The organism is Adhaeretor mobilis (genome assembly GCF_007741515.1).
GTDB classification, from domain to species: domain Bacteria; phylum Planctomycetota; class Planctomycetia; order Pirellulales; family Lacipirellulaceae; genus Adhaeretor; species Adhaeretor mobilis.
In genome coordinates, this window is sequence record NZ_CP036263.1 from 4,705,501 (window position 1) to 4,727,346 (window position 21,846).

The following is a 21,846-nucleotide window of genomic DNA, read 5'->3' on the forward strand; positions in this document are numbered from 1 at the left end:
TAAACGCTTGGTCAGGCTGGCGTTACAATGGCACGCAGCATGGCCAAGAAAAACTCAAACACGCTTTCCGCACTCCAACTGTTCGTTGATCAAGAGCCGGCGGTCAAGGCGCCGGTGTGTGTACTGGCTGGGGACGACGGCTTCTTGCAGCACGAGGCGAAGTTGGCGTTGTTGCGAGCGCTCGAGGCGGAGGATTCCGTCGAGACGTTCAACGGACGGCATTGCGAGTTGCGTGATGTGCTTGACGCGTTACGTGAGAAGTCGCTGTTCGGTGGTGATCAACGAGTCGTGGTTGTTGAAGATGCCGACCAGTTTGTGAAACAGTACCGTGGTGAACTTGAAGACTACGTGGCCAAGCCGAGCGATTCCGCGGTGCTAATTCTGGAATGTACGAGCTGGCCTGGAAACACACGGCTTGCCAAAGCGGTAGCCGACTCAGGCCTGGCGGTGCGTTGCCAAACACCCGACAAGGGGCGGGAGCTTGCTGAGTTCACTTCGCAGCTAAAAACTTGGCTGGAATATTGTGCGAAGCAGCAGTTCGATTGCACATTGGAGCGTGGCGGATCCGATGCGTTACTCGAGCAGTTGGAGCCTACCGCGGGAGTGCTCTATCAGGAAGTCGCTCGACTGTCTCTCTTGGCAGGCGCTGGGGGTGTGATCGATGGGAAACTCGTGCGCGAGCATGTGGGCGGTTGGCGAACTCGCAAGACGTGGGACATGATCGACGCGGCTGCCGACGGTAATGCGTCCAGTGCTCTGCAGCAACTCGACCGATTACTCGCCGCGGGCGAGGAACCGCATGCGCTGCTTCCCCAAATGGCCTCGACGCTGCGGCGCTTTGCTATGGCGGTGCGAATTTTTGAGCAGGCTGAGCAGCAAGGTAAACGGGGTTCCTTGCGTAGCGCCCTCGAACGGGCGGGCGCTCCGAAGTTCAAACTTAATGATATGGAACGCCAGATGCGCCAGATCGGTCGCGATCGTGCGCGCCTAATTTACGACTGGCTGCTAGCAGCGGACCTTGGCCTTAAGGGCTATAACTCGACCAAAGATCGAGCCCGGCGAGTGATCGAGACGCTTATTGTGCGTTTGGCGCAGAAGCGTAACTAGCCTATTTCGCTGCCCAGCTTGCGCCGTGGCTAAATGTATGCAGTTCGAATGCTAGCATCAACGCTGCTTCCGTCCCCAGTGAACTTGCTGGCACGCCAAGTTTGAACTACTCTTCGCGGCCCTAAGGTTGCGCCTGTTCTCGGGCTGCCCTGCCCTATCCTGTTGTCAGCGACGTTCATGCACCGCAAAATTTCTGCCACAACTTGTTTGCTTGCTGCAGCGTGCCTATGCGCTGTTGGCTGTGCAACGCCGTGGTCGAAGGCGGACAAGATTGATGATATTTCCTATTCGCACCCGGCAGAGCGAATGGGGACTTCACAACCATCTACAACAGCTACCGAATTTGATGACAAAGGAGAGCTTTCCAACGAGGAAGCCCTCGCTGGTGTGTTGGACGAGCTTCAAGAAATCGGCGGCATCGACCCGGAAGCACAGCAGCAATTGATGGCCGACTTGCGTGAGACCAAGCCGGAACATTATGCACTGGTGGTCGATCAATTCCGCACGGCTCTCGCCTATCGTCAGCAACTGGAAAAACGCGACGAACTCGCTGAGCAAGAACGCGAGTTGGCGATGCAATCCAACTCAGGTAATGGTTCATCGCGTGCTGCCAAGCAAACAGCTGAACAAGTGGTGCGCGACCAAATACAAGCCGTTGCGTCAAGTGAGCCCTTGCAGGTGACAACGCACTCTCTGCATGCGATTCGATCGTTGCCAGTCCCCCCAAAATCCCATTCTCAATCGATGCCGCAAGCGAAAAGCTTGGCGCCTATTGTCAGTGATCAGCAGACGACCGAATTAACCAACAAGGGGCTGCCGCCCGTCAATGCACAGGTGCAGTCGGCTTCCTACACGGCGTTGGGTTCGCCACCAACGGCGAACGCACACGGCTGGGAAGCACAGTTAAAGAGTGCGATCGCGCAACTCGAGAGCGAAGTATCGCCAGAACCCCGCTCGGTGGAGGAAGTTCACGAGCATCTTCGCCTGCGTACGCTGCAACTGCTTGCAGGCGATCAGGAAGCGGCGCTGCAGTCGATTCCAGGAGCAAGCCCAGCTCAGCAGGACTATTGGGCAAAGCAGTTATTCGCGATATCGACATTCCTCGATCAAGAAACGCACAAGGATGGCAAGGCACGAGCCGCCGCGGCGCTCGTCCACTTGGATGCAGCTCGCGGGCAACTGGCCGAACTGGCCACTTTGCAGGTGCGCAACATGACGTTTGCCGAGCGGGTTGATGGTTTCGGCGAATACAAGACGGCTGAGAGCACGCTCTTCAAGCCGGGCGGATCGGTCACGCTCTATGCAGAGGTAGCCAACTATCGTAGCGATTCGACCGAGGAAGGTTATCGCACGGTCCTCACCACGAGCTACCAAGTCGTGGACAAAGCGGGCCAACGCGTTGACGGCGGGCAATTCCCCGACGTCGAGGACATTTGCCAGAATCGCCGGCGCGACTTCCACATGCAATACACGATCCCTCTACCCATGCGTATCTACGCGGGTCACTACGAAATGCAGCTGATCATCACAGATGGACTGAGCAACAAAATCGGGCAAGCGAGCATACCGTTTGAGATCGAGTAGTTTTGGACCGGATTATGAGACGGGATTTACAGGATCTACAGGATGAAATTCCATTCCTATCCTGTACATCCTGTTGATCCTGTCTAGTTTTCTTTACGACTTCGACCGAACCCTGCGGCGAAACCGGCAAGCGAGAGGAGAACCGCGCTGGCCGGTTCTGGCACGGCTTGAGCGCCTATGATGAGCGGGGCGAAATTCTGTTGCCAGATCAAGTAATCCGCGCCGTTGGATTCGGTGTCGTCGTTGGCATCGGCATCGTCGTTCATGCCGTAGGCGGTTTGCCAGACGCCTAGGTCTGCACCATCAACGAATGTGTCTTCATTGAAGTCTGCCGGATCGAAGGCGGTGATGCCGAGGGCTAGGATGTTGTCGAAGCCAGCAGTCGCTGAAACCGGTTGGCCAACCCAAGCTGGATTAGGATTGTGCAGCAAGCGAATTTCGCTAACGCCGGCAAGCGTAGCAGTGATGTCCATCCCCATCGATCCCGAGTTGCCGGAGACAGGAGTAAAGTTCGACGAATCGAACGAGAGACTTCCGCTCTGCCATTGACTGCTCGACGCAATGGTAGCGCTGCTCGTGGTTGAAAATAGACCGCCTGGGCCGTTGATAGCAAATCTGATGTCGAGTGTCGCGCCAGAGTTGTTCAAGATGTCGAATTCCAACTGAGTGATGCCAGCCGCAGTGTAGTCTCCTGTCCACTCGCTACTCGTATTGAAGGCAACTAGCCGCCCCAGCGAACCGCCACCTCCGCCGGCTTGGATCGAGAGAAAATCGTCCGTCGGGCCGTCTTGTCCACCCGAAAGAACTGGCCACGGGCCTAATCCATTACGCCAGCCATCGTCGCCAGATTCAAAATCAGCAAGTTGGCCGACGGCGATTGCGTGTGCGGTGCTGGTGACTACGGCAAAGATGCAAGCGAGCGCAATCGCGGCAAGGTGCTGCACGTAGTCGTACCGATAGCGTCGAAAATTCATCAGGGCCTCTGGTTGAGGGGTCTAGCTCTGGTTCCAAACTCCGGCCGCCGGTGCCTAGCTGGCGGTCGTCGATGTTCAACCTAGTATAGTCAGCCGGGAACATGCCTGTCATGCGTTTGGCAAGTGGACTTCCCCTTAGCCGCGGCTTTTTGAGAGAGCTTGGGGGGGCGTCGCGATTCCTCCCAGGCATTGTCGGGGAAAGACCGATGGGCTAAGCTGTGGGATTCGCCTGTTTCGCGTGGGCGTACCCTAGCCAGCGTAGCTTCAATTGGCAGAGCACCGCATTCGTAATGCGGGGGTTGCGAGTTCGATTCTCGCCGCTGGCTCTCGATACATTGTAGGTCATACGCAATCCATTGATTCCCTGCCAGGAGCGTTGAGTTCGATCATGTCGCAAGTTCTCGAAACAGATATCAAGCAAATCGTCGTTTCCCCCAGCACGTTCGGCCCGAACGAGATTAAAGACATTTCAGCTGCCATTTCGGCCGACTATGCAAATTTCCGCACGCTCCGCGAAGCGACTGCCGAGTTACGCGACCAGGAAAGCCGCACGCCAGCTGCCTCGGCTCGCCTGGGTGTTTGCCAGTATCTGGTTGGCAAGTACAGCGCCGCCATCGAAACGCTAACCACTGCCGATGGAGGTGCCTTGACGCACTTCTTCCTGGGTCGGGCGAACTTGGCGCTCGATAATTACGACGAAGCGCTCACGGCCTACGAGTCTGCCGAGCGAGCTGGTTACAACAAAGACGAGGTCTCCCTGGCCAAGGCGGAAGCATTGCGTTACATCGGCAGGCCCGAAGAGGCGCTAGCCATTTTGAATGAACTTTCTGGTGCCGTCGAGCAAACCGCAGAGTACCTCTATCAACGTTCGGCTACCGTTTCCGCATTGGGTGGTAACCCTTCGGAATCGATCGCTCTTTTAGAGCGTGCCGTCGAGAGCGACGATAGCCACGCAGGCGCCCTGTTCGGACTCGCGCTAGTCAACGATCGCCATGGCAACGATGAGTATGCCTTGCAGCTTTACGAGAAAGCCTCCGGCCAGTTCCCCACACACATTGGCACGCTGCTCAATCTTGGCTTGCTCTACGAAGACAACGGCCACTTCGAGCGTGCGAAACAATGTTACCAACGCATCCTCGAAGTGTATCCAGCCCACGAACGTGCTCGCCTCTTCTTCAAGGACTCCGATGCTTCGCGTGACATGTTTTACGACGAGGAGGCTCGTCGCCGACAAGATCGATTGGCGCAGATACTGAGCGTTCCCGTGACGGACTTCGAACTTTCAGTGCGAAGTCGCAATTGCTTGGAGAAGATGGGTGTCATGACGCTCGGCGATCTCACCGAGACGAGCGAGCAGGACCTGCTTTCCAGCAAGAACTTCGGCGAGACTTCGCTGGTAGAAATCCGCGAAATGCTCCTCTCCAAAGGCCTCGAACTGGGCCAATTTGCTGCGACCAAGTGGCAAGAAGAGCCTGTCTACCAAAACGACGCCCTTAGCGACGACGAACGAGCACTGCTCGATCGGCCGATCGCGGAGTTAAACCTTTCCGTACGTGCCCGCAAGTGCATGGTGCGTCTGGGGCTCACCACGATTGGCGAGTTGGTACGTCGCACAGGCGATGACTTGTTGGAATGTAAGAACTTCGGCGTGACGAGCCTGAACGAAGTGCGCGAGAAGCTTACCATCGCCAACTTGAAGCTGCGGGGCGAGTGAGCTCCGAGTTTTGGTTCATTCGAAGCGGTTAGCCGTCATCGTCACGATGTCGCTTCTCCTTTCGTTTCTCGCATCGGATTCTCAACACTGACGACGCCGGGACGGCGTGGGCTAACTTCGCTTGCGGGAAGAGGCGTGCGCCAAATCAATGAGCAACATGCCGTTCCACTTCGACTTGCTGCACAGTGACCGCGACGCGCGCCGGGGCTGTTTGCACACACCGCATGGCACCGTGGAGACCCCGGCTTTCATGCCGGTCGGTACGCAGGGCACGATTAAGGGCGTGGACATTGGCCGCGTTGCGGAGACGGGCGCGCAGATGGTGCTCGCCAACACGTACCACTTGCATCTGCGTCCTGGCGATGAAGTCGTCGCTCAGTTGGGCGATCTGCACGGATTCATGAATTGGTCGAAGCCGATTCTCACCGATAGCGGCGGCTTTCAGGTATTTAGCTTGGCTGATCGCTCAAAGGTTGACGAGCAAGGCGTAAAGTTTCGCTCGCACATCGATGGCTCACTCGTGGATCTTACGCCCGAGCGATCAATGGCGATCCAGGAGAATTTGGGCGCGGACCTCATTATGGCGTTCGACCATGTGATCGCGCTGCCCAATACGCCTGAGGCCGTGGCCGATGCGACTTGGCGAAGCGTGCGCTGGGCGGAGCGCTGCCAGAAGGCACACTCGCGCAGCGATCAATTGCTTTTGGGTATCGTGCAGGGGGGGCTTGATCATGCCCTTCGCCGTGAGTGTGCCGACGCGATGGTCGCGATGGACTTCGGAGCGTATGCCGTGGGCGGTCTGAGTGTAGGGGAACCGCCAGAGGAGATGTATGCCGCGATCGAAGCGACGACACCGCATCTTCCCAATGAGCGCCTGCGCTACCTGATGGGCGTGGGTAAGCCAGAGGACTTGCTAGAGGCGGTGCGGCGGGGGATCGACCTGTTCGATTGCGTGATGCCCACCCGCAATGGGCGAAACGCATTGGTGTTTACCGACGACGGCCCGCGACGATTGAAGAACGCTCAGTACACTCTGCAAAGTGAACCGCTGGAGGCCGACTGCCCTTGCCCCGCTTGCCAGCATAGCCGGGGTTACCTGCGGCATTTGTTCCAAGCCAAGGAGATGCTCGGGCCCGTGCTCGCCTCGATCCACAATCTCACCTATTACCAGCGTCTACTGGCTGAGGCTCGCGAGGCAATCGAGGCGGACGCGTTCGAGGAGTTCCATGCGAGAAAACAGGCAGGCTGGGACCAAGGCCGCTAGTTGCTTGTCGCGAGTCTCCCCCTAGCCTCAGAGCTATGCCACTCCCCAGGAATCCCCCATGGCACGGATCCTCCAAGACAACTGCGAAGCTATCCTCAAACGCCCTTGTTGCTTACGTCGCTTCGATTTATGATGACCCGCTTGTTTCCAGTCAAGTGATAGCAATCCCTGCGTAGCACGCCCACGTGGCGGCCCCGCTGGGTACTCTCCTGGATTTTGACGACATCTCTCGATAGCGAATAGCAAGAATCATCAGTGGCCAACATTGCCCTCCTTACCAGCGACCTCTTCACGAGTGGTCTGCTGCTTGCCCAAGAGACAATCAAGAAAACGCCAGAAGGTGACACAGGTGGAAGTGGCCTATTCGGCGGATTGCCGATCACCGCCCTGCTCCCGGTCATCTTGCTGCTGTTCTACTTCATGGTACTACGGCCTCAACAGAAGGCCCAGAATGAAACACGCGACCAGTTAGAAACACTCAAGGCGAAAGACCGAGTGATCACCATCGGCGGCATTCACGGCACGGTGACCAATATCCAGAAGGAACAGGGCATCGTAACCCTGCAAATCGACGACTCCACTGGCGCAAAACTGCGCGTGGGTACCTCGGCGATCAAGGAAGTTGTGACTGACGAGAGTAAACCAGACAAGAAGTAACTTCTCGCGTAGCACATCTCGGACACTTCATCTGACAGAAACCGAATCTAAGACAAATCGTCAATATTTCATTGGCATCAAAAAAACGTTGTAGGCCAACACAATATAGGTAAGCGAAGCAATGCTAAGAAACGGACATTCCCTACTGACACTTTTTGTTCTCGGCTTGGCGCTGTTTGGCGCCCTCAGCTGCGTGACTCCGACGATTGCCCAGGAAACGGGTGACCAGGAAGCGGTTAGTGAGACCCAAGCAGACGACGAAGTTGCTGTCACCACCATTCCTGAGACCGGAGTGAACCCAGAAGGAAGCGCCGCGGGCCCCACTGGAGCAATTGAAACCAATCCGACTGACGTTGCCGAGGAGTTAACCGATCCGAGTTCTCTCTCCGGCTTCGTCTTGCTCGCCATCGTGATCGCACTTTTCGTGATTCCCACCTTCATTGGCGGCTGGCTTGCGAAGCGTTGGAAAATGGCCGATCACGGCTGGAAGATATCCCTGGCGCTCGGAACGATCGCGGCTGCCTTGGTTGTGATTTCCACCGGCGAAGTGAAGCTGGGTCCAGACCTGAGCGGTGGCATCACGCTGATCTACGAGCTGGCTGACGGCGCCCAAGAGAGCGAAGACGGAGACGCAGATCGCGGAGACGACTCCAAAATCGACATGGACGGCATGATTAAGGCGTTGGTCGAACGTGTTGACCCGAGCGGCACCAAGGAAGTGACGATTCGTAAGTACGGCGAAGGCCAAATCGAAATCATTATCCCCAAGGCGAGCCCACAGGAGCTGGAGCTAATTCAACGGCAAATCACCACTGCCGGTAAGCTGGAGTTCAGGATCACCGCCTCAGAGAAGTTTCGCAAGCATCAGACAATAATTAAGAACGCTCGATCACTGAAGCCAGGGAAGAACGAAGTCAGAATCGATGACAAGCTGGTCGCGAAGTGGGTGAAGTTCCGTGAAGGCAGCCCCATCGATAATGACAACGGTGGTACCTACGTGAAACGAACCGTTGGCGATACCAAGCAAGCCCTCGTACTGTTCAACGATGGTTTAGATGTCACGGGCGACGACCTGAAGGCTGCTCGTGTGGGTGTGGATCAAACGAATCAGCCAGCGGTCAAGTTCACCATGAAGCCTAACGGTGCTTGGCGATTTGGCCAGCTCACAGGCAATCATTTAGAGAATGCCTCCGGGGCGAAGTACCAGCTTGGTATTTTGATCGACCAAGAACTCAAATCGGCCCCGTCGATTAACGGACGGATCTCAAGCGATGGTGAAATCTCTGGCCTTGGCACCCAAGAGGAATCGGAATTCCTCGTGGGAATCCTGAAGGCAGGTAGTTTGCCGGCTAACTTGAACAAGATACCCATCAGCCAGGAACAAATCAGCCCGACACTTGGTGCGGAAACCATCGAGAAGGGCAAGCTGGCCATTGGCATTTCGCTGGCAGCGGTCGTCGTGTTTATGTTGTTCTACTATCGGTTTGCGGGCGTCGTCGCCTGTGTAGCATTGGCTGTGAATCTGATTTTGATTCTCGGTTCGATGATGCTCATCAGCGGTGCGTTCACATTGCCTGGCTTGGCCGGTTTGGTGCTGACTGTGGGTATGTCGGTGGATGCAAACGTGTTAATCTTTGAACGCATCCGCGAAGAACTCAATCGAGGTGCCGCTCTGCGGATGGCTGTGCGAAATGGGTTTGCTCGTGCGACACAAACTATTGTCGATGCGAATATTACGACGCTCATTACGGCAATCGTGATTTACAAGATTGCTCCTGATAGTGTGAAAGGCTTCGGCGTGACGCTCATCTTGGGTATTCTCATGAGTATGTACACGGCGATCTTCCTATCGCGATTGGTGTTCGACATCGCAGAGAAGCTCAAGTTCCTCAAGGGCCTGAGCATGGGCCGCATCCTTGGCGAAACATCCATTGATTTCCTCGGCAAGCGAGGCATTGCTGCTACGCTGTCGGCCATCGTTATCGCCATTGGCATTTTCGGCATCAGCGGACGCGGTGCCGACTTGCTGAACATCGACTTTACCGGCGGTAGCTCTGTGACGATGGTGCTCAACAAAGAGAACGCGATGGATTTCTCCGACGTGAAAGCTGTGCTAGACGGAAGTTCACTGAAGGATAAGAATCTTTCGCTGGTAGAAGTGGGCGAGGACAATACCCACTATCGTGTGACAAGCGTGGAAGAAGATGTTGAAGCAGTGCAAGAGATGCTCGAAGAACTCTTCGGCGAGAAGCTGCAGACTTACAAAGTCAACTACGACAAGGTAAAGCCGCTAGGTGACGATCAGGCTTCTGCTGGCGTTCCTCAATCGGAGAATCGTCTACGTGAACTCGACCTGCTGGGCATGGTGCCGACCCCTTCGACGATAGCTTGGTCATCCACAATGGTTTTACAAGTCGCACAGGCTGAGCCGAGAGAAGCTGCCGCGGAAGAAACTGCTGAGCAACCTGCTGTAGAAATTGAGGAGCAGGCCGAAGGCGAATCTGAAGACACTTCCGGCGAAGACGCAATCGAGGAAGTCGTAGCGGAGGAAGGCTCCGAGGCTGAGAAAGAGGCTGACGATGCAACTGTTACTAGTAGCTTCAGTAGCGAGTCCGATCAGTTTGCCAATGGTACTTCCACGCATCTTACCTTTAGCGGTAGCGAGGGACTCAGCGGGCTGACCTACGACGCCCTTGTACAAGCGCTCGCCGATGCTTTGAAAGCGACCGGTAACGAAGGCGTTGCAGTGGAAATCAGTAACGACGAGTACTTGGCCTCTGGTGGAACGGCACGCGCGTTTGCCGACTGGGACGTGAAACTCGCCCTGCCCGAGGCAGCTGCCACCGAAGTGCTTGCAGCCCTGCAGAAGAAAACCAACGCCCAGGCGGTGTTCCCGCTGGCGAATAAAATCGGCGGTCGCGTGGCCGGCAACATGAAAAAAGATGCGATTGCGGCGGTTGTTATCTGCTTGGTGGGCATCATCGGCTACATTTGGTTCCGATTTCAACGTGTCATGTACGGCCTAGCCGCTGTGCTGGCCTTAGTTCACGATGTTGCCGTCACCCTCGGCGTAATTGCCTTGAGCGGTTACTTGGTCAGCAGCGTCCCCGAGCTTGCCGGTTCGCTGATGATCGAGAAATTCCAGCTTAGCCTGCCAATTGTGGCCGCTCTGCTGACGATCATCGGTTATTCGCTCAACGATACAATTGTGGTGTTCGACCGCATCCGCGAAGTGAAGGGCAAGAGTCCTACGCTCACCAGAGAAATGATTAACGAAAGCATCAACCAAACGCTTTCGCGAACATTGCTCACTTCGTTGACCACCCTGATCACCGTGTTGATCTTGTACGTATTCGGCGGCGACGGCATCCACGGCTTCGCATTTGCTTTGGTGATTGGCGTGATTGTGGGTACGTACAGTTCGATCTTTATCGCTTCACCAGCGCTCTTGTGGATGAGCCAACGTGCTGAAGCCGCGGCTAGCAAAGGTCAGGTTGGCGGCAGTTCGAACTTGGCTGGCAAGTCGCGTTAAAGTTTGCCCCAGCGGCACAGTCGATCTTGTTTCTGGACATTCGGTCCGCAGCTACGCAGCTACGGTGATTTCGTATCCCCCTGGGAGACGATCTTCAGCTGTGATGCGCCCCTATTCTGTACTGTGGAACGACACTTGTTTGCTTGCGACTAGATTGTTTACTAGGCCTGCTCTGCAACTCAGTGAGATCACGGTGCAATTACCGCGGCGAAATGTGAGATGCCCGTACTCTACGAATCCCAAAACGCTCTATGATCACGCGTCGAAGAAAAATCACAACTGCTGCCGTTGTGCTGGCGATAGGCATAGCGCTGGCGTGGCCGTTTCGCAAGGGAGATGAAGTCGCTCAGCCTACGCTGGCACCGGTGGCTGCGTTACCAACGCAGGCTCACACGGTGCCATCTGAAACAGTGCCGTCCCAAAACATCGCAACCTTGAAACCAGAGCGACTTGCCGGGCCGGTTGATCTTTCGAATCACCCCACGCTTTTGCCGCCTATGCCTCAGAAGAGCCAGGCGACGGGAACCGTTGCCCAGATGACGGGGCTCGGTAGCGACATCGTGCCGACGCCCGCTTCGGAGCCTGTCGCACGCCAGTCCGTCGCTCCTTCATTGTCTGGCCCTGTGCCGGATTTACCGCAACCATTGTCTCCCTTTGTAGCTAGCTCGTCACACGGCGTTTCCGGTCCCTCGACTAGTTCAACGGCTCAACATCCTGTTGTTTCGCTTGACCCAAGTGCACCACGTCCGGTGTATTCGATTGCTGCTAGACCGCCGCGACACGCCGCGACTCAATCGGAAGCAGACGCCGACAAAGACATCGACGAGGAAGGTTCAGACAATCTCGACGACCTGCGAATCCATGTGGTGCACAATGGTGACACGTTGCAGCGCTTAGCGAAGCGTTACCTAGATGACGAGCGGCGGGCGCTGGAAATCTTCGACCTAAATCGCGAGACGCTTAGCAACCCTCACTTGCTGCCGATCGGGACGGAGATCGTGATCCCGCCAAAAGTGATTTCGCCGATTGACGCGTTGCAAGTCAAGTAGCGAGGGGAACGCGGTCTAGCAAGAAGCGGGGCGAACTTCTTATCGAGCGTTAGGTCTGCTACCAGTTGCTTGAGCTTCTTGTTCTCCTCTTCCAAGCTCTTCAACTTGCATACCTCAGCAAGGCCCATGACCGCAAACTTCTTCTTCCAGCGGTAGAAGGTCTGTTCGCTGATTCCCAACTTCCGGACGATCTCGACGATCGCCGTTCCGGATTCGTGTTGGCGGATCACGAACCCGATCTGCTCCTCAGTGAAACGCTGTCGAGCCATGATTCCTGGTCTCCTTTCGAAGGGCAAACGCCTAAGACTCTCACACTTCGCATGGCCCAAGAAACAGGGGAAAGGTCACATACCCCAAGCAACCTCGAATATGGCCCTCCTCCTTTGGAAAGACACTCCTGTTGGCCGCGCCCCCGAACCTGCCTTGGTCCGTACCATCGGGTTCGCGGAGGTGTTTTCACCGCTATCCGTTTGATGTCCATTGAAACCGCTTCGATACGATGACTCAGCTCGCACTGCTATCACGTTAAGGATTGCTGTGATAGCACTCGTTTTAAACTGTAGGGAATGAAGAGACTTTTCCGATAGAACGGAATGTGATTCCCTGCGCGCTCAGTGGGCACTTCACTACTTTTCATCCACCATTGTTGCTATTCAACTTGCCAATAATGAATCCATTTCAGGATCACAGGCGATCGAGGAATGCGCTACTGTTGGCGATATTGGGACTTTGCTTCCTCAATGGCGCGAGGTCCATCGCCCGCGGGGGAGAGTCAGAAGTCAAGTACTCGTTGACAGCGGCTTTGGATTCCGAGGCTTTTCAAGACTTGCCTCTAGAGTCCCCCCCTTTGCTGGATGAGCAATCTCTAGTCAACGATACGGCAGTCTCACTTGCTTCCTACACCAATTATATGGGGAACGGCGGGCATCAGAGTGGGGCAGTCCGTGTCGGGTACGACGGCGGTTTTGTGATTGCCGACTCGAGGCAATCAAGTCTCAACGCCAATGACTCGCCGTACCTTTTGAGAATAAATGGGTGGGGCCAATTACGGCACGCCGCTCTCGATTCCCAAGGACCCAACCGAGATACGAATCAGTTTCAACTTGTGCGAGGTCGAATAATATTCTCGGGCCATACCTTTACGTCTGATTTCGCTTACTACGTCCAACTAGACGGTCGCAGCAGCAGTGGCGACGATGTGCGATTGCTGGATTACTTCTTAACCTACGATGTTGGGCACCACATTTGGGAGTGGGATAAGGGAACCCTGGTGTATAAAACGGGCAAATACAAGATGCCCTTTACGATGGCGCGCTACCTGACAGGGCGAGAATTTGAGTTCACCGATCGTTCGATGGCGAGCACGTTTTTCGATGTGAACCGTAGCTTGGCCTGGGGCCTGGGCGGAGCCCAAGAAGATGGGAATGTACCTTGGGACTGGGAAGTGGCGATTTTTAACGGATTGGTTACTGGTGGTGCCGAGACCGGTAGCAGTGGAGGGCTAGACGATAACTTTGCGTACTCCGGTCGTATCTTTTTTTATCCCTTCGGAGAGTGGGGCCCGGGTGAACTGGCCGATTTTGAATGTCATAAGGAAATGGCGGTCCGCACAGGAATGGCATTTGCTAATTCTACTATCGACGCCAGCGGCACGACTGAATTCAGCAGCCTGCGAGTGGTCGATTCGGGAGCAACTCTTGCCTCGCTCTTGCCGGGATCCGTTACTCAATACACCGTGGATCTTTACTCGGTCGATACCTCACTCAAGTGGCGAGGCTGGTCCACGACGTTTGAGTACTACTTCCGATATGTCGATCAATTTAACAACCCAGCAGTCGACAATCTGTATGATCATGGATTCTGGTTTCAATTGGGTAAGTTTGTCGTGCCGCGAAAACTACAATTGCTTACGCGTTGGTCAAGGGTCGTGGGCGACTCGGGCACGCTAGGACTGAATAATCAGAGCTCCGAAGAAATTGCGGGGGGCATGGCTTGGTACTTTCGCGATCAGAATTCCAAGTGGACTGTCGACATCACTTACCTCGATGGATCCCCCATCAATTCGTCAGCTCTAGACATCTCCCCTGGCGATGCTGGCTGGCTATTCCGGTCGCAAGTTCAATTCGCATTTTGAATGAAGTTGACCAAAGTCTCAGTGCCCCAATTAGAGCAACATACTTTTTTACGTAACGGTATTTCCGCAGTGCCCGAAGGTGGCTTCTAGATTGTCGAGAGTAATTTGTGGAAGTACTTGCTGCACCGCCTCGACAATTTTCTTGAGACTGCGTGGTCGCAAGCCGCGTATCAATTGCTTGACCTTCGAGAAGACATTCTCGATCGGATTCAGGTCCGGTGAGTAGGGAGGCAAGTAAACCACCTCCGCACCCACCGCTTCAATCGCCGCTACAGCCAAAGCCGATTTGTGGCTGGAAAGGTTATCCATCACCACCAAGTCGCCCGCATGCAAGGCGGGAGCTAATAACCACTGACAGAAGCCCGTGAAACAGATTCCGTTCATCGGGCCGTCCAGCACCATCGCGGCACGCGTGCCATCCAACGCCACCGCCTGCACCAAGGTATTGGTTTTCCACTTACCGCTGGGAATCGCTTCGAGCAGTCGATCTCCCCCTTCGGCCCAACCACGGATTCGAGTCAGATCGGTCTTCAAGCAGGTTTCGTCCAGAAAGACAAGACGCTCCGCATCAACCGTTTCTTGAGTCGCGTGCCAGTCTTGACGCGCTACGACGACATCGCTGCGGTCCTGCTCTGCGGCACGCGAGGACTTCTTTTGTATCGTCAGCCCGGCACCGTTCTCATCGACATCGCTGAAGTGAACCTGATCGATCGTCTCACGCGTGTTCTGGTCCTCCTTGTCGAACGTACCGCGACGCGTGGTGGCGCCGTTGCTGCTCGAATAGTCGTAATCCTCCTGACGCGTACTCGTGCTGGTGGTTTTGGTGAGCGAGAAGTTCGCCGCACCCGCCTTCAAATACCGCTGACCAGGGGGGAGGTAGCAATCCGGGTCATCAGGATCGTTGGGACCACAATCGGGATGATTCTCGTGATCCGGGCGAAAAACTCGTCGGGTGGTGACGTCGTGATCGTCGGTCGGCGTTTCAATGAAGCCCGCATGACCGCCGAAGCTGGTGCTGCGGTTGGTGATGCGCTCGTTACGGCTGATCGTGCCGTTGGACGTAAGTCAATTGCTGGGAGTTTTGCTCTGTCAGCGAAAACACGCTTTCACTGTGCAAAACTCGGGTGAAGCTCCTTTCCAGGATGGGCTGTAAGTTGTTTGAGGGCTTAGGCTTGTGGTGTTGATGGGCTTGCAGGTGTGCGGGAGTATTGCTTGCAAAAGGGGGTTTTGCTCGAGACTGGGCAAGTGGACTTACGTCAAACGCGATGGTGTGTTGGTGAAGCGTCGCAGGGGACGTGTCGCTGGAGAATAGTCTCAGGGCACAACTGAGCCCCTACATTTTATCGAATCGGGGGTTCAAAAGCGCGGGAGAAGTTTGGCCGGGGTTGGTGATGGTGAGAAGGTTTGGAGTGTGCTCTGGGACGCACTGTTTCCACTTTCGGCAGTCGTACCCGGCGAGAGACCTGCTGCTCACTCGTTTGCGGGATCAAGTGAAACGCCAGTATCTACACCCTCTGATTCTAGAAACTCTACCACTTTGAAGTACCACTTTTTTTCTTCCTCGGGCATGACGCGAACAGTTCGTCCCTTGATGAATAATCCATTTACAGTGCTGCCATGCATATTCTTAATGTTATTGTCCGCTCCGGCGTTGAGTAATTCGAGTACTGTTTCAAAGTCCGCAGTAGCTGCCGCGGTATACATGGGGGTCCTTTCGTAAATATCTTGATGATTTACGTTTGCCCCTGCCTTGATCAACAGCTTGACATTTTTTACTTGCTCCTTGGAAATCGCATAGTAGATGGGAGTCTGGCCGGTGAAAGATTCAAAGGGTATTCCGGTGTTTTCCAGATCGGGATCAGCACCATGCTCAAGTAGGGCTTTCAGCCAATACTCTTCTGAGAGCTCGGCGGCGAGATTGAGAGCTGATTCCCCACGTATCGTCAAAATATTCGGATCGGCCCCATGTTCCAGTAGCGACATGAACCCCTCCTTATTTCGACTCAAAAGTGCACGAATCAGGGGTGTAATGTTTCCTTTACCACACGAGTTCACATCCACTCCTTTTGCAACCAACCTATCAATAGCCTTCGTGTCCCCCCGCTCAGCGGACTCGACCAACGCCAGCACGCCATCGTCGCTGAACCAATCAACAGCTGGTGTTTGATTTCTTGTCAAACTCAAGGGAAGCTCTCCGCAACCTAGTAGCAAGAAAAGAAGAAGCAATGTAGTAACAAGCCAATATCTGACGGTTTGGAACATGGGCAACAGCTTTCAACAAGAGTGAAATACCAATCAACAGGGTGAGAAAAGGTGTCAGGAACCTTTTTCTTGCTGGCGAGGCCTCCCTCGAGGACGTAGAGTGCTTTCGAGGCCCAGCTCGCCAACCATTCGATCACGCCAAGTAGGCTCGCCGTAAGGGATGCCCCGCTGTACGCTTTGGCCTAAGGGCTGCAGTTCGGCTTCGCTCTGAGGCTGATTGACGAAATCAACCCAACCAGGACGGCGACGCAGAGGCCAAGCCGAGAGTAAGGCCCTTTCTTGAGTGCTCCCTTGGTGCCAGCGGTAGAGACTCCCCCAACGCCAGTCTTCGGCACGTTGGACTAGATTGGAGCGCAACGCATTCCGTTCTAAATAACGGCACAGCAGATAATAATGCTCATCGTCTTGTGTGGGGAACGACTTGAACCGCCCTTGATAAACATGTCCGGTACCCGTCGTGTGGCGGTGCGCGTGCCAACGTTGGGTATGCGTGAGCGTGAGCCAGCCGGTGAAGCGTGATAAGTCCTCATCCTGTTCGGGCCACACTACCAGATGCCAGTGATTGGGCATCACGCAGTAGGCGAGCAGTCGCATGTTGGTCCGTTCGACCGCTTCTTCAAGGACTTTCTCGAAGGCTTGATAATCTTCGTCTTTCTCGAACAGCGGCATCCGCGCATTGGCGCGATTCAGAACGTGGTAAACAAGTCCCCCCTGCGCGGCTCGATGTGGTCTTCCCATACCGGCAAACTAAGCAGAACAAGCGGCTGTGTCAAGAAAAAGGTTCCTGACACCTTTTCTCTCCCATGATTAAGATGGCAGACATGATTGGACTCACTCTGAGGCACCTATTCCAATAGTGAAAATGAGGGCATCGTCTTCCATGCTGTCTGCCCAGTCAGGACAGTACGCTTTCTCGACTCCAGATAGCTTCGTTTCACTCTCTGAATATACATGAAGCTGATAAGTGTCACCAACAAGCTGGAGCGTCCCGATCCATTTAGTCCCACACAGGGGCAGTCTATCACGTAGAGCTGCCTTCAGGTTTTCGTCGACTTCCTCATTAGTGGATACCTCCACTTCTCCTGAAAACGCCCATCGTGCTCTTGGATTCGTAGTAAGAAGGCTCGGCAAAGGAGATATCGACTTGCCCACAAATTCAAAGACCTGGCCTTTTCCAGAAACGTGCTTGGGTATTATCTCTCCTTGCGGTCGAGAATGCCCTAATTCATTGACAAGCCAGAAACCATCTCTTCGTTGAGTAGCTCCTTGATAAAAGTCAACGCCATCGAGCAAGTAAGAAGCGCTGTCACCTTCTCGCAACAGGTTGAACACCACAAAGTATCGGTGGCTCTCAATATCCATCGCGAGTCCCCCTCAGTTTCAGTTTCTTTATCTGCTTTTGCAAGAGTTGTTGAGTAGCCTCGTCGAGGTTTCTGCTCAATAGCAACTGCTGCTTCACATAGATTTCTTCGGGTGAGAAAAGGTGTCAGGAACCTTTTTCTTGCTCTATGCCACCTTCAGGATTGTCTGTCGCAGAATTCCATTCAGCGTCAAAGCCCGCCTTTATGCGAGCAAGCGACTGTGCTTGATCAAGGTTATCTGTTTGTTCATATGCTCTTGCTAAATGCTTAGCCAAATCTACAAGCATAATTCCCCAATTCGCTGGGTCCTTCCATAGACCAGTTGCGAGAGCAACATGTTGCTTGCCACCGCCAGCCCAGACCCTCAGCAATTCTCTTGCTTTGGCATCAGCTTCAACGGGGTTAGGAATTGGAAGTTGATTGTTATGTGTTGTAATCATATGGAATCATTTTCCTCACGGTAATGGTGATGACGCGGACTAATCAGTCGGGTCCGGCAAGCCAAGTTTCGGACGCCGACCGGGACCAATTGGGTCGCGTAGATTTGAAACAACATCTGAAGTTTTCGCTCGCTGGCCATTGGTTAAAGATTGAATTCGATTATGTTCTGCAAGTTCCCTGGCAGTTTTGCCTCCAAGAACTTCAGTTGTTGTTTCTGTACCAGGAGTCATCCTGCCGTCTAACTCGTGACGTCGCAAGCGCCCAGGAATATCTCCCGATTGTCCGACATAGGGCTTATTGGAATTGAGGTTGTCTGGAAACTCATATATACCTTCAACGTCACACTTCGCAGTATTGTGCACCAGCAGTGCATCCGCCCCGACCGCAAACGTGTGATCTTCCGAGATCGTTAGGTTATGCACCAAAAAGGCTTGGACAAACTCTTGCTCAATCTTGAGCACCGCTTGGCGGCTGCCGTCCTGTCCGATCAGTATATCGCCGCAGCGGAGTTCGTGCGAATTGACCCAACGGCCTTGCAGTGAAAGCCCTTCGTCTTCGTGGTCCGAAAGCTCGCGTGGAGCACTGCGTTCTTCGAGGTCGCGGCCGCTGAGAACCCAGAACGGATGGTAGATCGTGGTTCTTACCGGCCCTTGCTCGGTATGGATGGTCAGTAGCGGGCCTTCGTAGATGTTCTCGTGGAACTTCTCGACATGGCGCTCTCGCCAGGTGCCCGACTCATGATCATAGGCCAAGACCGTGTCGCCCTTGCGAATGTCCTTGATTTCACGCGGGCCATCGGGCGTGGCGACCAGTGTTTCGGGAGCGAAGCATTGATCCTGGAGGACATTGATCTGCTTGTTCGCATCAGCGATATTGACATCAACATCCACCTTCTTCGGCTTCGCCATCTTCCCCGCTTTTCTGAGCTTATCCGCCTTGAAGGCGGCGACTAGGGAACTCACCACATCGAAGGCCAACTCGCCTCGGCCTTCGCTGTTGCTCGCTTTTTCGACGACGTCGGCCCAAAGCGCCTGTGCTGTGTCGATGGGGTTCAAGATCGCATTGCCAATACCTTTGGCCGTTTCGATGGGGCTGGTCACAACGTCCCAAACGCCAGTAATCGCATTCTTGGGGCCGGTGTAGAAGAACCCTTTGGCAGTGTCCAGCACCTCATCGCCGTACAAATCGGCAGTTCGATACTGCGCATCCGCCTTCTGCTGATTCTGCGGCAGGTTCCGCGAGGCCGCTGAGAGCGCGGCTACGGCTTCGTCCGAAAGAGTCTCGTTGGTGTACTGCTCCCAGCCCTCGGGAGAGAACCCTTGGATGAAGGCATTCAACTCCGCAGGTGAGGCCGTGTTGAAGAACAGAATGGCTTGCTGGTTGGCGTCCTCCTCCATCGCCCGCACGGCCTCTGCCGCCGCGGCCGCGCCGGGGCTTTCTTCGGTGCTGGGCGCCTCGTAAGTTTCGCTGCCTTCAACGTCAATCCCTTGCACGGTATCGATGAATCTCTCGTAGATCGTCCCCGAGCCATCGGCTTCTTGGGTCTGCTTGTAGTTCTTATTGAAGAGGGTTTCGCTGCTACCACTTGAGGTGATCGTCTTACCACGGGCTTTGTAATCTTCACGGAGGGTAAGTGAATCTTCGATGACTTTGTCGCCCGGATTCTTCCCTCCGTAGCTGCCTTCGACCACGCCTCAGCCAACTCCTCCGCTCCAGCAGGGCGGAGAGACACCCCAACCCGTACTCTCATAACCTGTGGTACAGGTTTTGGGGGCAGGTCACTTGAAAAGACGGCTCAACTTACAAAACCGACTTATCCCTACGTCGATCACAAAGGCTCTAGCGACCAATAATGTCCAGCCGACGATACGGTAGACCGGCCGCTCTCCGTACAGAGTAATAAGGTCGCACCCGTTGCGCTTAACATGATTGAGGTGCGGGTGTAGGCCAGCAGTGTACGTTCATTAGCTCGCTTCGTGCGTTCTAAAGCCAACCGATTTCGTTCTGACCGATGGCTTTCGTCTGCGGAGTGGTTTTGCATAACAAGTCTCATTGTGAATTTACTGAAGCAGGCAGGTGTTAAGAATCGCTTTACCATGCTGGCCTAGAACCATCTAGCCGCTCGTCAGGTGGCGTATTCTTTAGCTTTTCCTAAGCGATTAGAAGCTTGAATCGCGAGATCGGACGTATTAGCCTAAAGTATCCGGCGAGTTCAGCGCTGAAACAAGTTTCTGCAATCTGGAGACCACTGAGAATGACCAGACTAACCCTTTCTCGCGTTGTGTGCCTTTTCCTCGGGCAGCTCGTCTTCCACTGCTTATCCGCAGAAGTATCCCTAGCAGCAGAGAGTTCAGCGACCGCTTCGGTCCGCAGGTACAACCCTATCAACAGGGCGTTCGTCGCTGTTGAATCTGAGGAAATCAAGCCCGGCAAGATCTACAATCATTTTAGTCAGAGTCGGGGTCGATATGTCTGGGCATTCGCAAAACGTGGCGGAGGGTTTTCCTATCCCTTAGGGACCGGCTCGACGGAACTCCCCAGCAGGTTTGATTTGGTGACGACAACACAAGAAACCAATGAACTGTTGGGGCGAAATGCAGGGAGTTGGTTGGAAGAAAGTCGCCGCGAGGGGGTAAAGATATATGTACGGCTGGATGAGAATGGGGATTGGCAAATTGTGCGCGGGCGAACTATCCGTTCCCACTTCGACCTCGATAGCGGAAGGCGTTGGGAGTGGCACGGTTCGCGTCGTGTTGCAGTAATGCACATTGGTGGCTATCAATGGACCACCAATGGCGATCGCTACGTGGCCTCCGATCCTTGGCATGGTTCAATGCCTCAGTATGACGGTTCCTGCAACTGCAATCCGATCGCAACGATGCATCAGCGCTGATCCCCCCACCATCGAGATCAGAGAATTGAGACCTACAGATCGAATCTTGAGCTATTCGAGCAAGCGGCTCATCTAAAGTCTTAAACCGTCGTTGTTATCCACAGTCGGATAAGTAAAAAGCGTTGCTCATTCCCTTAGGTATGTAAGCATGGCTAGACACGCCAATCCACACTTGCTACTTGCTTGTTGCCTCGCATTCTAAGCTCACTACTCATCAGCAAGCGTCCAGGTAGAACAGATTGCAACACGAGTGCCTAGCTCTGCGAATGCATTGATTGTTATTAATGCCAAAGTGGCCCACTGGCTCAAGCTCAGAACTGGAATCAACGTGGCGACGAGGCGATTCGTGGTGGCATGATTGATCTGCCCGCACGCGCTGAACAAATTCTCATGGCGGCAGAGTTTGACTACGAGTTCATGCATTCGCTTTGGGAAGTCGCGGTGGCCGCGTCCGCCCGCAAGGGCATACCCTAACAATGAATGTGCGCAGGTTGACGGACACTACCTTTGGATTCAGCGATTCGCCCGCTTGATCGAAGACCTAGACAGCAACCAGGTCGATCCCGAGCTTGCTGGTTTTGGGCAGCACGTCGTTGACTCGCTCCACAGAATTGTCAGCGTGCTAGATCGTGCTCAGAAGCGCAGCGACCTGCGTGAGTCGACTTCGTATGCAGGGCGACGACGGTATGGCCGGTATGGAACTTACGGATACTTCGAACAACAGGACTCCCTGCGAGATCGACAGGCGATTCAAGCTGAGGAAGCAAGTCGGGGCCTGGAATCAGCGCATACGATCGTCGAGGAATTGCGAAGTCTGTCTGCCCAAACTCGTCAAACGATGACCGAACGTTACAACCTATCTTTTTAGCTCGTT

The 21,846-nt window shown here is 54.6% G+C and carries 19 protein-coding genes, 1 tRNA gene and 1 pseudogene; 12 read left to right on the plus strand and 9 right to left on the minus strand.

Annotation, left to right across the window (positions count from 1 at the left end; translation table 11 throughout):
- The first annotated feature begins 39 nt into the window (after window positions 1-39).
- Window positions 40-1,107: a DNA polymerase III subunit delta gene (gene holA, locus HG15A2_RS18600; RefSeq protein WP_218932083.1), complete on the plus strand. Its 1,068-nt coding sequence runs from the start codon at window positions 40-42 to the stop codon at window positions 1,105-1,107.
- Window positions 1,108-1,284: 177 nt separating this feature from the next.
- Entirely contained in the window at window positions 1,285-2,691 is a 1,407-nt protein-coding gene (locus HG15A2_RS18605) for a hypothetical protein (RefSeq protein WP_145062167.1), read from the plus strand.
- An 83-nt stretch (window positions 2,692-2,774) separates the two neighbouring features.
- Here the strand turns inward: HG15A2_RS18605 and HG15A2_RS18610 are convergent, their stop codons facing one another.
- Complete coding sequence (locus tag HG15A2_RS18610; RefSeq protein ID WP_145062169.1) at window positions 2,775-3,665, minus strand: PEP-CTERM sorting domain-containing protein; 891 nt, start codon at window positions 3,663-3,665, stop codon at window positions 2,775-2,777.
- Window positions 3,666-3,917: 252 nt separating this feature from the next.
- On the opposite strand from HG15A2_RS18610, the gene HG15A2_RS18615 reads away from it, so the two are divergent.
- The 6 genes from HG15A2_RS18615 to HG15A2_RS18640 all read left to right on the plus strand — a co-directional run bounded on the left by HG15A2_RS18615 (window position 3,918) and on the right by HG15A2_RS18640 (window position 11,881).
- Window positions 3,918-3,991 (plus strand) — tRNA-Thr (locus tag HG15A2_RS18615).
- Window positions 3,992-4,053: 62 nt separating this feature from the next.
- The gene (locus HG15A2_RS18620) at window positions 4,054-5,379 is read left to right on the plus strand and encodes a DNA-directed RNA polymerase subunit alpha C-terminal domain-containing protein (RefSeq protein ID WP_145062171.1); all 1,326 of its coding nucleotides are present in this window, start codon (window positions 4,054-4,056) and stop codon (window positions 5,377-5,379) included.
- 148 nt (window positions 5,380-5,527) lie between these two features.
- Window positions 5,528-6,643, plus strand: a complete 1,116-nt coding sequence (gene tgt / locus HG15A2_RS18625; protein WP_145062173.1) for a tRNA guanosine(34) transglycosylase Tgt — start codon at window positions 5,528-5,530, stop codon at window positions 6,641-6,643.
- 255 nt (window positions 6,644-6,898) lie between these two features.
- Window positions 6,899-7,300, plus strand: a complete 402-nt coding sequence (yajC, locus tag HG15A2_RS24210; protein WP_218932084.1) for a preprotein translocase subunit YajC — start codon at window positions 6,899-6,901, stop codon at window positions 7,298-7,300.
- A gap of 121 nt (window positions 7,301-7,421) precedes the next feature.
- On the plus strand, window positions 7,422-10,832 hold the full coding sequence (gene secD / locus HG15A2_RS18635) for a protein translocase subunit SecD (RefSeq protein WP_145062175.1): 3,411 nt from the start codon (window positions 7,422-7,424) through the stop codon (window positions 10,830-10,832).
- A 251-nt stretch (window positions 10,833-11,083) separates the two neighbouring features.
- The gene (locus HG15A2_RS18640) at window positions 11,084-11,881 is read left to right on the plus strand and encodes a LysM peptidoglycan-binding domain-containing protein (RefSeq protein ID WP_145062177.1); all 798 of its coding nucleotides are present in this window, start codon (window positions 11,084-11,086) and stop codon (window positions 11,879-11,881) included.
- A 38-nt stretch (window positions 11,882-11,919) separates the two neighbouring features.
- On the opposite strand, the pseudogene HG15A2_RS18645 reads toward HG15A2_RS18640, so the two are convergent.
- Window positions 11,920-12,150, minus strand: a pseudogene (locus HG15A2_RS18645) (transposase); the annotation flags it as partial.
- Between the two features lie 398 nt (window positions 12,151-12,548).
- On the opposite strand from HG15A2_RS18645, the gene HG15A2_RS18650 reads away from it, so the two are divergent.
- A complete protein-coding gene (locus HG15A2_RS18650; protein ID WP_145062181.1) occupies window positions 12,549-14,015 on the plus strand; it encodes a hypothetical protein in 1,467 nt (488 codons plus the stop codon).
- Between the two features lie 48 nt (window positions 14,016-14,063).
- On the opposite strand, the gene HG15A2_RS18655 is transcribed toward HG15A2_RS18650, so the two are convergent.
- Entirely contained in the window at window positions 14,064-14,870 is an 807-nt protein-coding gene (locus tag HG15A2_RS18655) for an IS630 family transposase (protein ID WP_218932085.1), read from the minus strand.
- Window positions 14,871-14,942: 72 nt separating this feature from the next.
- Between HG15A2_RS18655 and HG15A2_RS24215 the strand changes: the two genes are divergently transcribed.
- Window positions 14,943-15,143 carry a hypothetical protein gene (locus HG15A2_RS24215; protein ID WP_218932086.1) on the plus strand — a complete coding sequence of 67 codons (201 nt, stop codon included), beginning with the start codon at window positions 14,943-14,945 and terminating at the stop codon, window positions 15,141-15,143.
- 342 nt (window positions 15,144-15,485) lie between these two features.
- Here HG15A2_RS24215 and HG15A2_RS18660 read toward each other — a convergent pair whose 3' ends face one another.
- The 6 genes from HG15A2_RS18660 to HG15A2_RS18685 form a co-directional block, all read right to left on the minus strand.
- Window positions 15,486-16,277, minus strand: coding sequence for an ankyrin repeat domain-containing protein (locus HG15A2_RS18660; RefSeq protein WP_145062185.1), 792 nt, complete (start codon window positions 16,275-16,277; stop codon window positions 15,486-15,488).
- A 54-nt stretch (window positions 16,278-16,331) separates the two neighbouring features.
- Window positions 16,332-17,015, minus strand: coding sequence for a transposase (locus HG15A2_RS18665; protein WP_145062187.1), 684 nt, complete (start codon window positions 17,013-17,015; stop codon window positions 16,332-16,334).
- Window positions 17,016-17,108: 93 nt separating this feature from the next.
- Window positions 17,109-17,639 carry a hypothetical protein gene (locus HG15A2_RS18670; protein WP_145062189.1) on the minus strand — a complete coding sequence of 177 codons (531 nt, stop codon included), beginning with the start codon at window positions 17,637-17,639 and terminating at the stop codon, window positions 17,109-17,111.
- Window positions 17,640-17,763: 124 nt separating this feature from the next.
- A complete protein-coding gene (locus HG15A2_RS18675) occupies window positions 17,764-18,078 on the minus strand; it encodes a DUF5076 domain-containing protein (RefSeq protein WP_145062190.1) in 315 nt (104 codons plus the stop codon).
- Window positions 18,079-18,117: 39 nt separating this feature from the next.
- On the minus strand, window positions 18,118-19,770 hold the full coding sequence (locus tag HG15A2_RS18680; RefSeq protein ID WP_145062192.1) for a Hint domain-containing protein: 1,653 nt from the start codon (window positions 19,768-19,770) through the stop codon (window positions 18,118-18,120).
- A gap of 137 nt (window positions 19,771-19,907) precedes the next feature.
- On the minus strand, window positions 19,908-20,177 hold the full coding sequence (locus HG15A2_RS18685; RefSeq protein WP_315851206.1) for a DUF202 domain-containing protein: 270 nt from the start codon (window positions 20,175-20,177) through the stop codon (window positions 19,908-19,910).
- Between the two features lie 156 nt (window positions 20,178-20,333).
- Between HG15A2_RS18685 and HG15A2_RS18690 the strand changes: the two genes are divergently transcribed.
- Together HG15A2_RS18690 and HG15A2_RS18695 are read left to right on the plus strand one after the other, a co-directional pair.
- Window positions 20,334-20,972, plus strand: coding sequence for a hypothetical protein (locus tag HG15A2_RS18690; protein ID WP_145062196.1), 639 nt, complete (start codon window positions 20,334-20,336; stop codon window positions 20,970-20,972).
- Between the two features lie 529 nt (window positions 20,973-21,501).
- On the plus strand, window positions 21,502-21,840 hold the full coding sequence (locus tag HG15A2_RS18695; protein WP_145062198.1) for a hypothetical protein: 339 nt from the start codon (window positions 21,502-21,504) through the stop codon (window positions 21,838-21,840).
- Window positions 21,841-21,846: the final 6 nt, after the last annotated feature.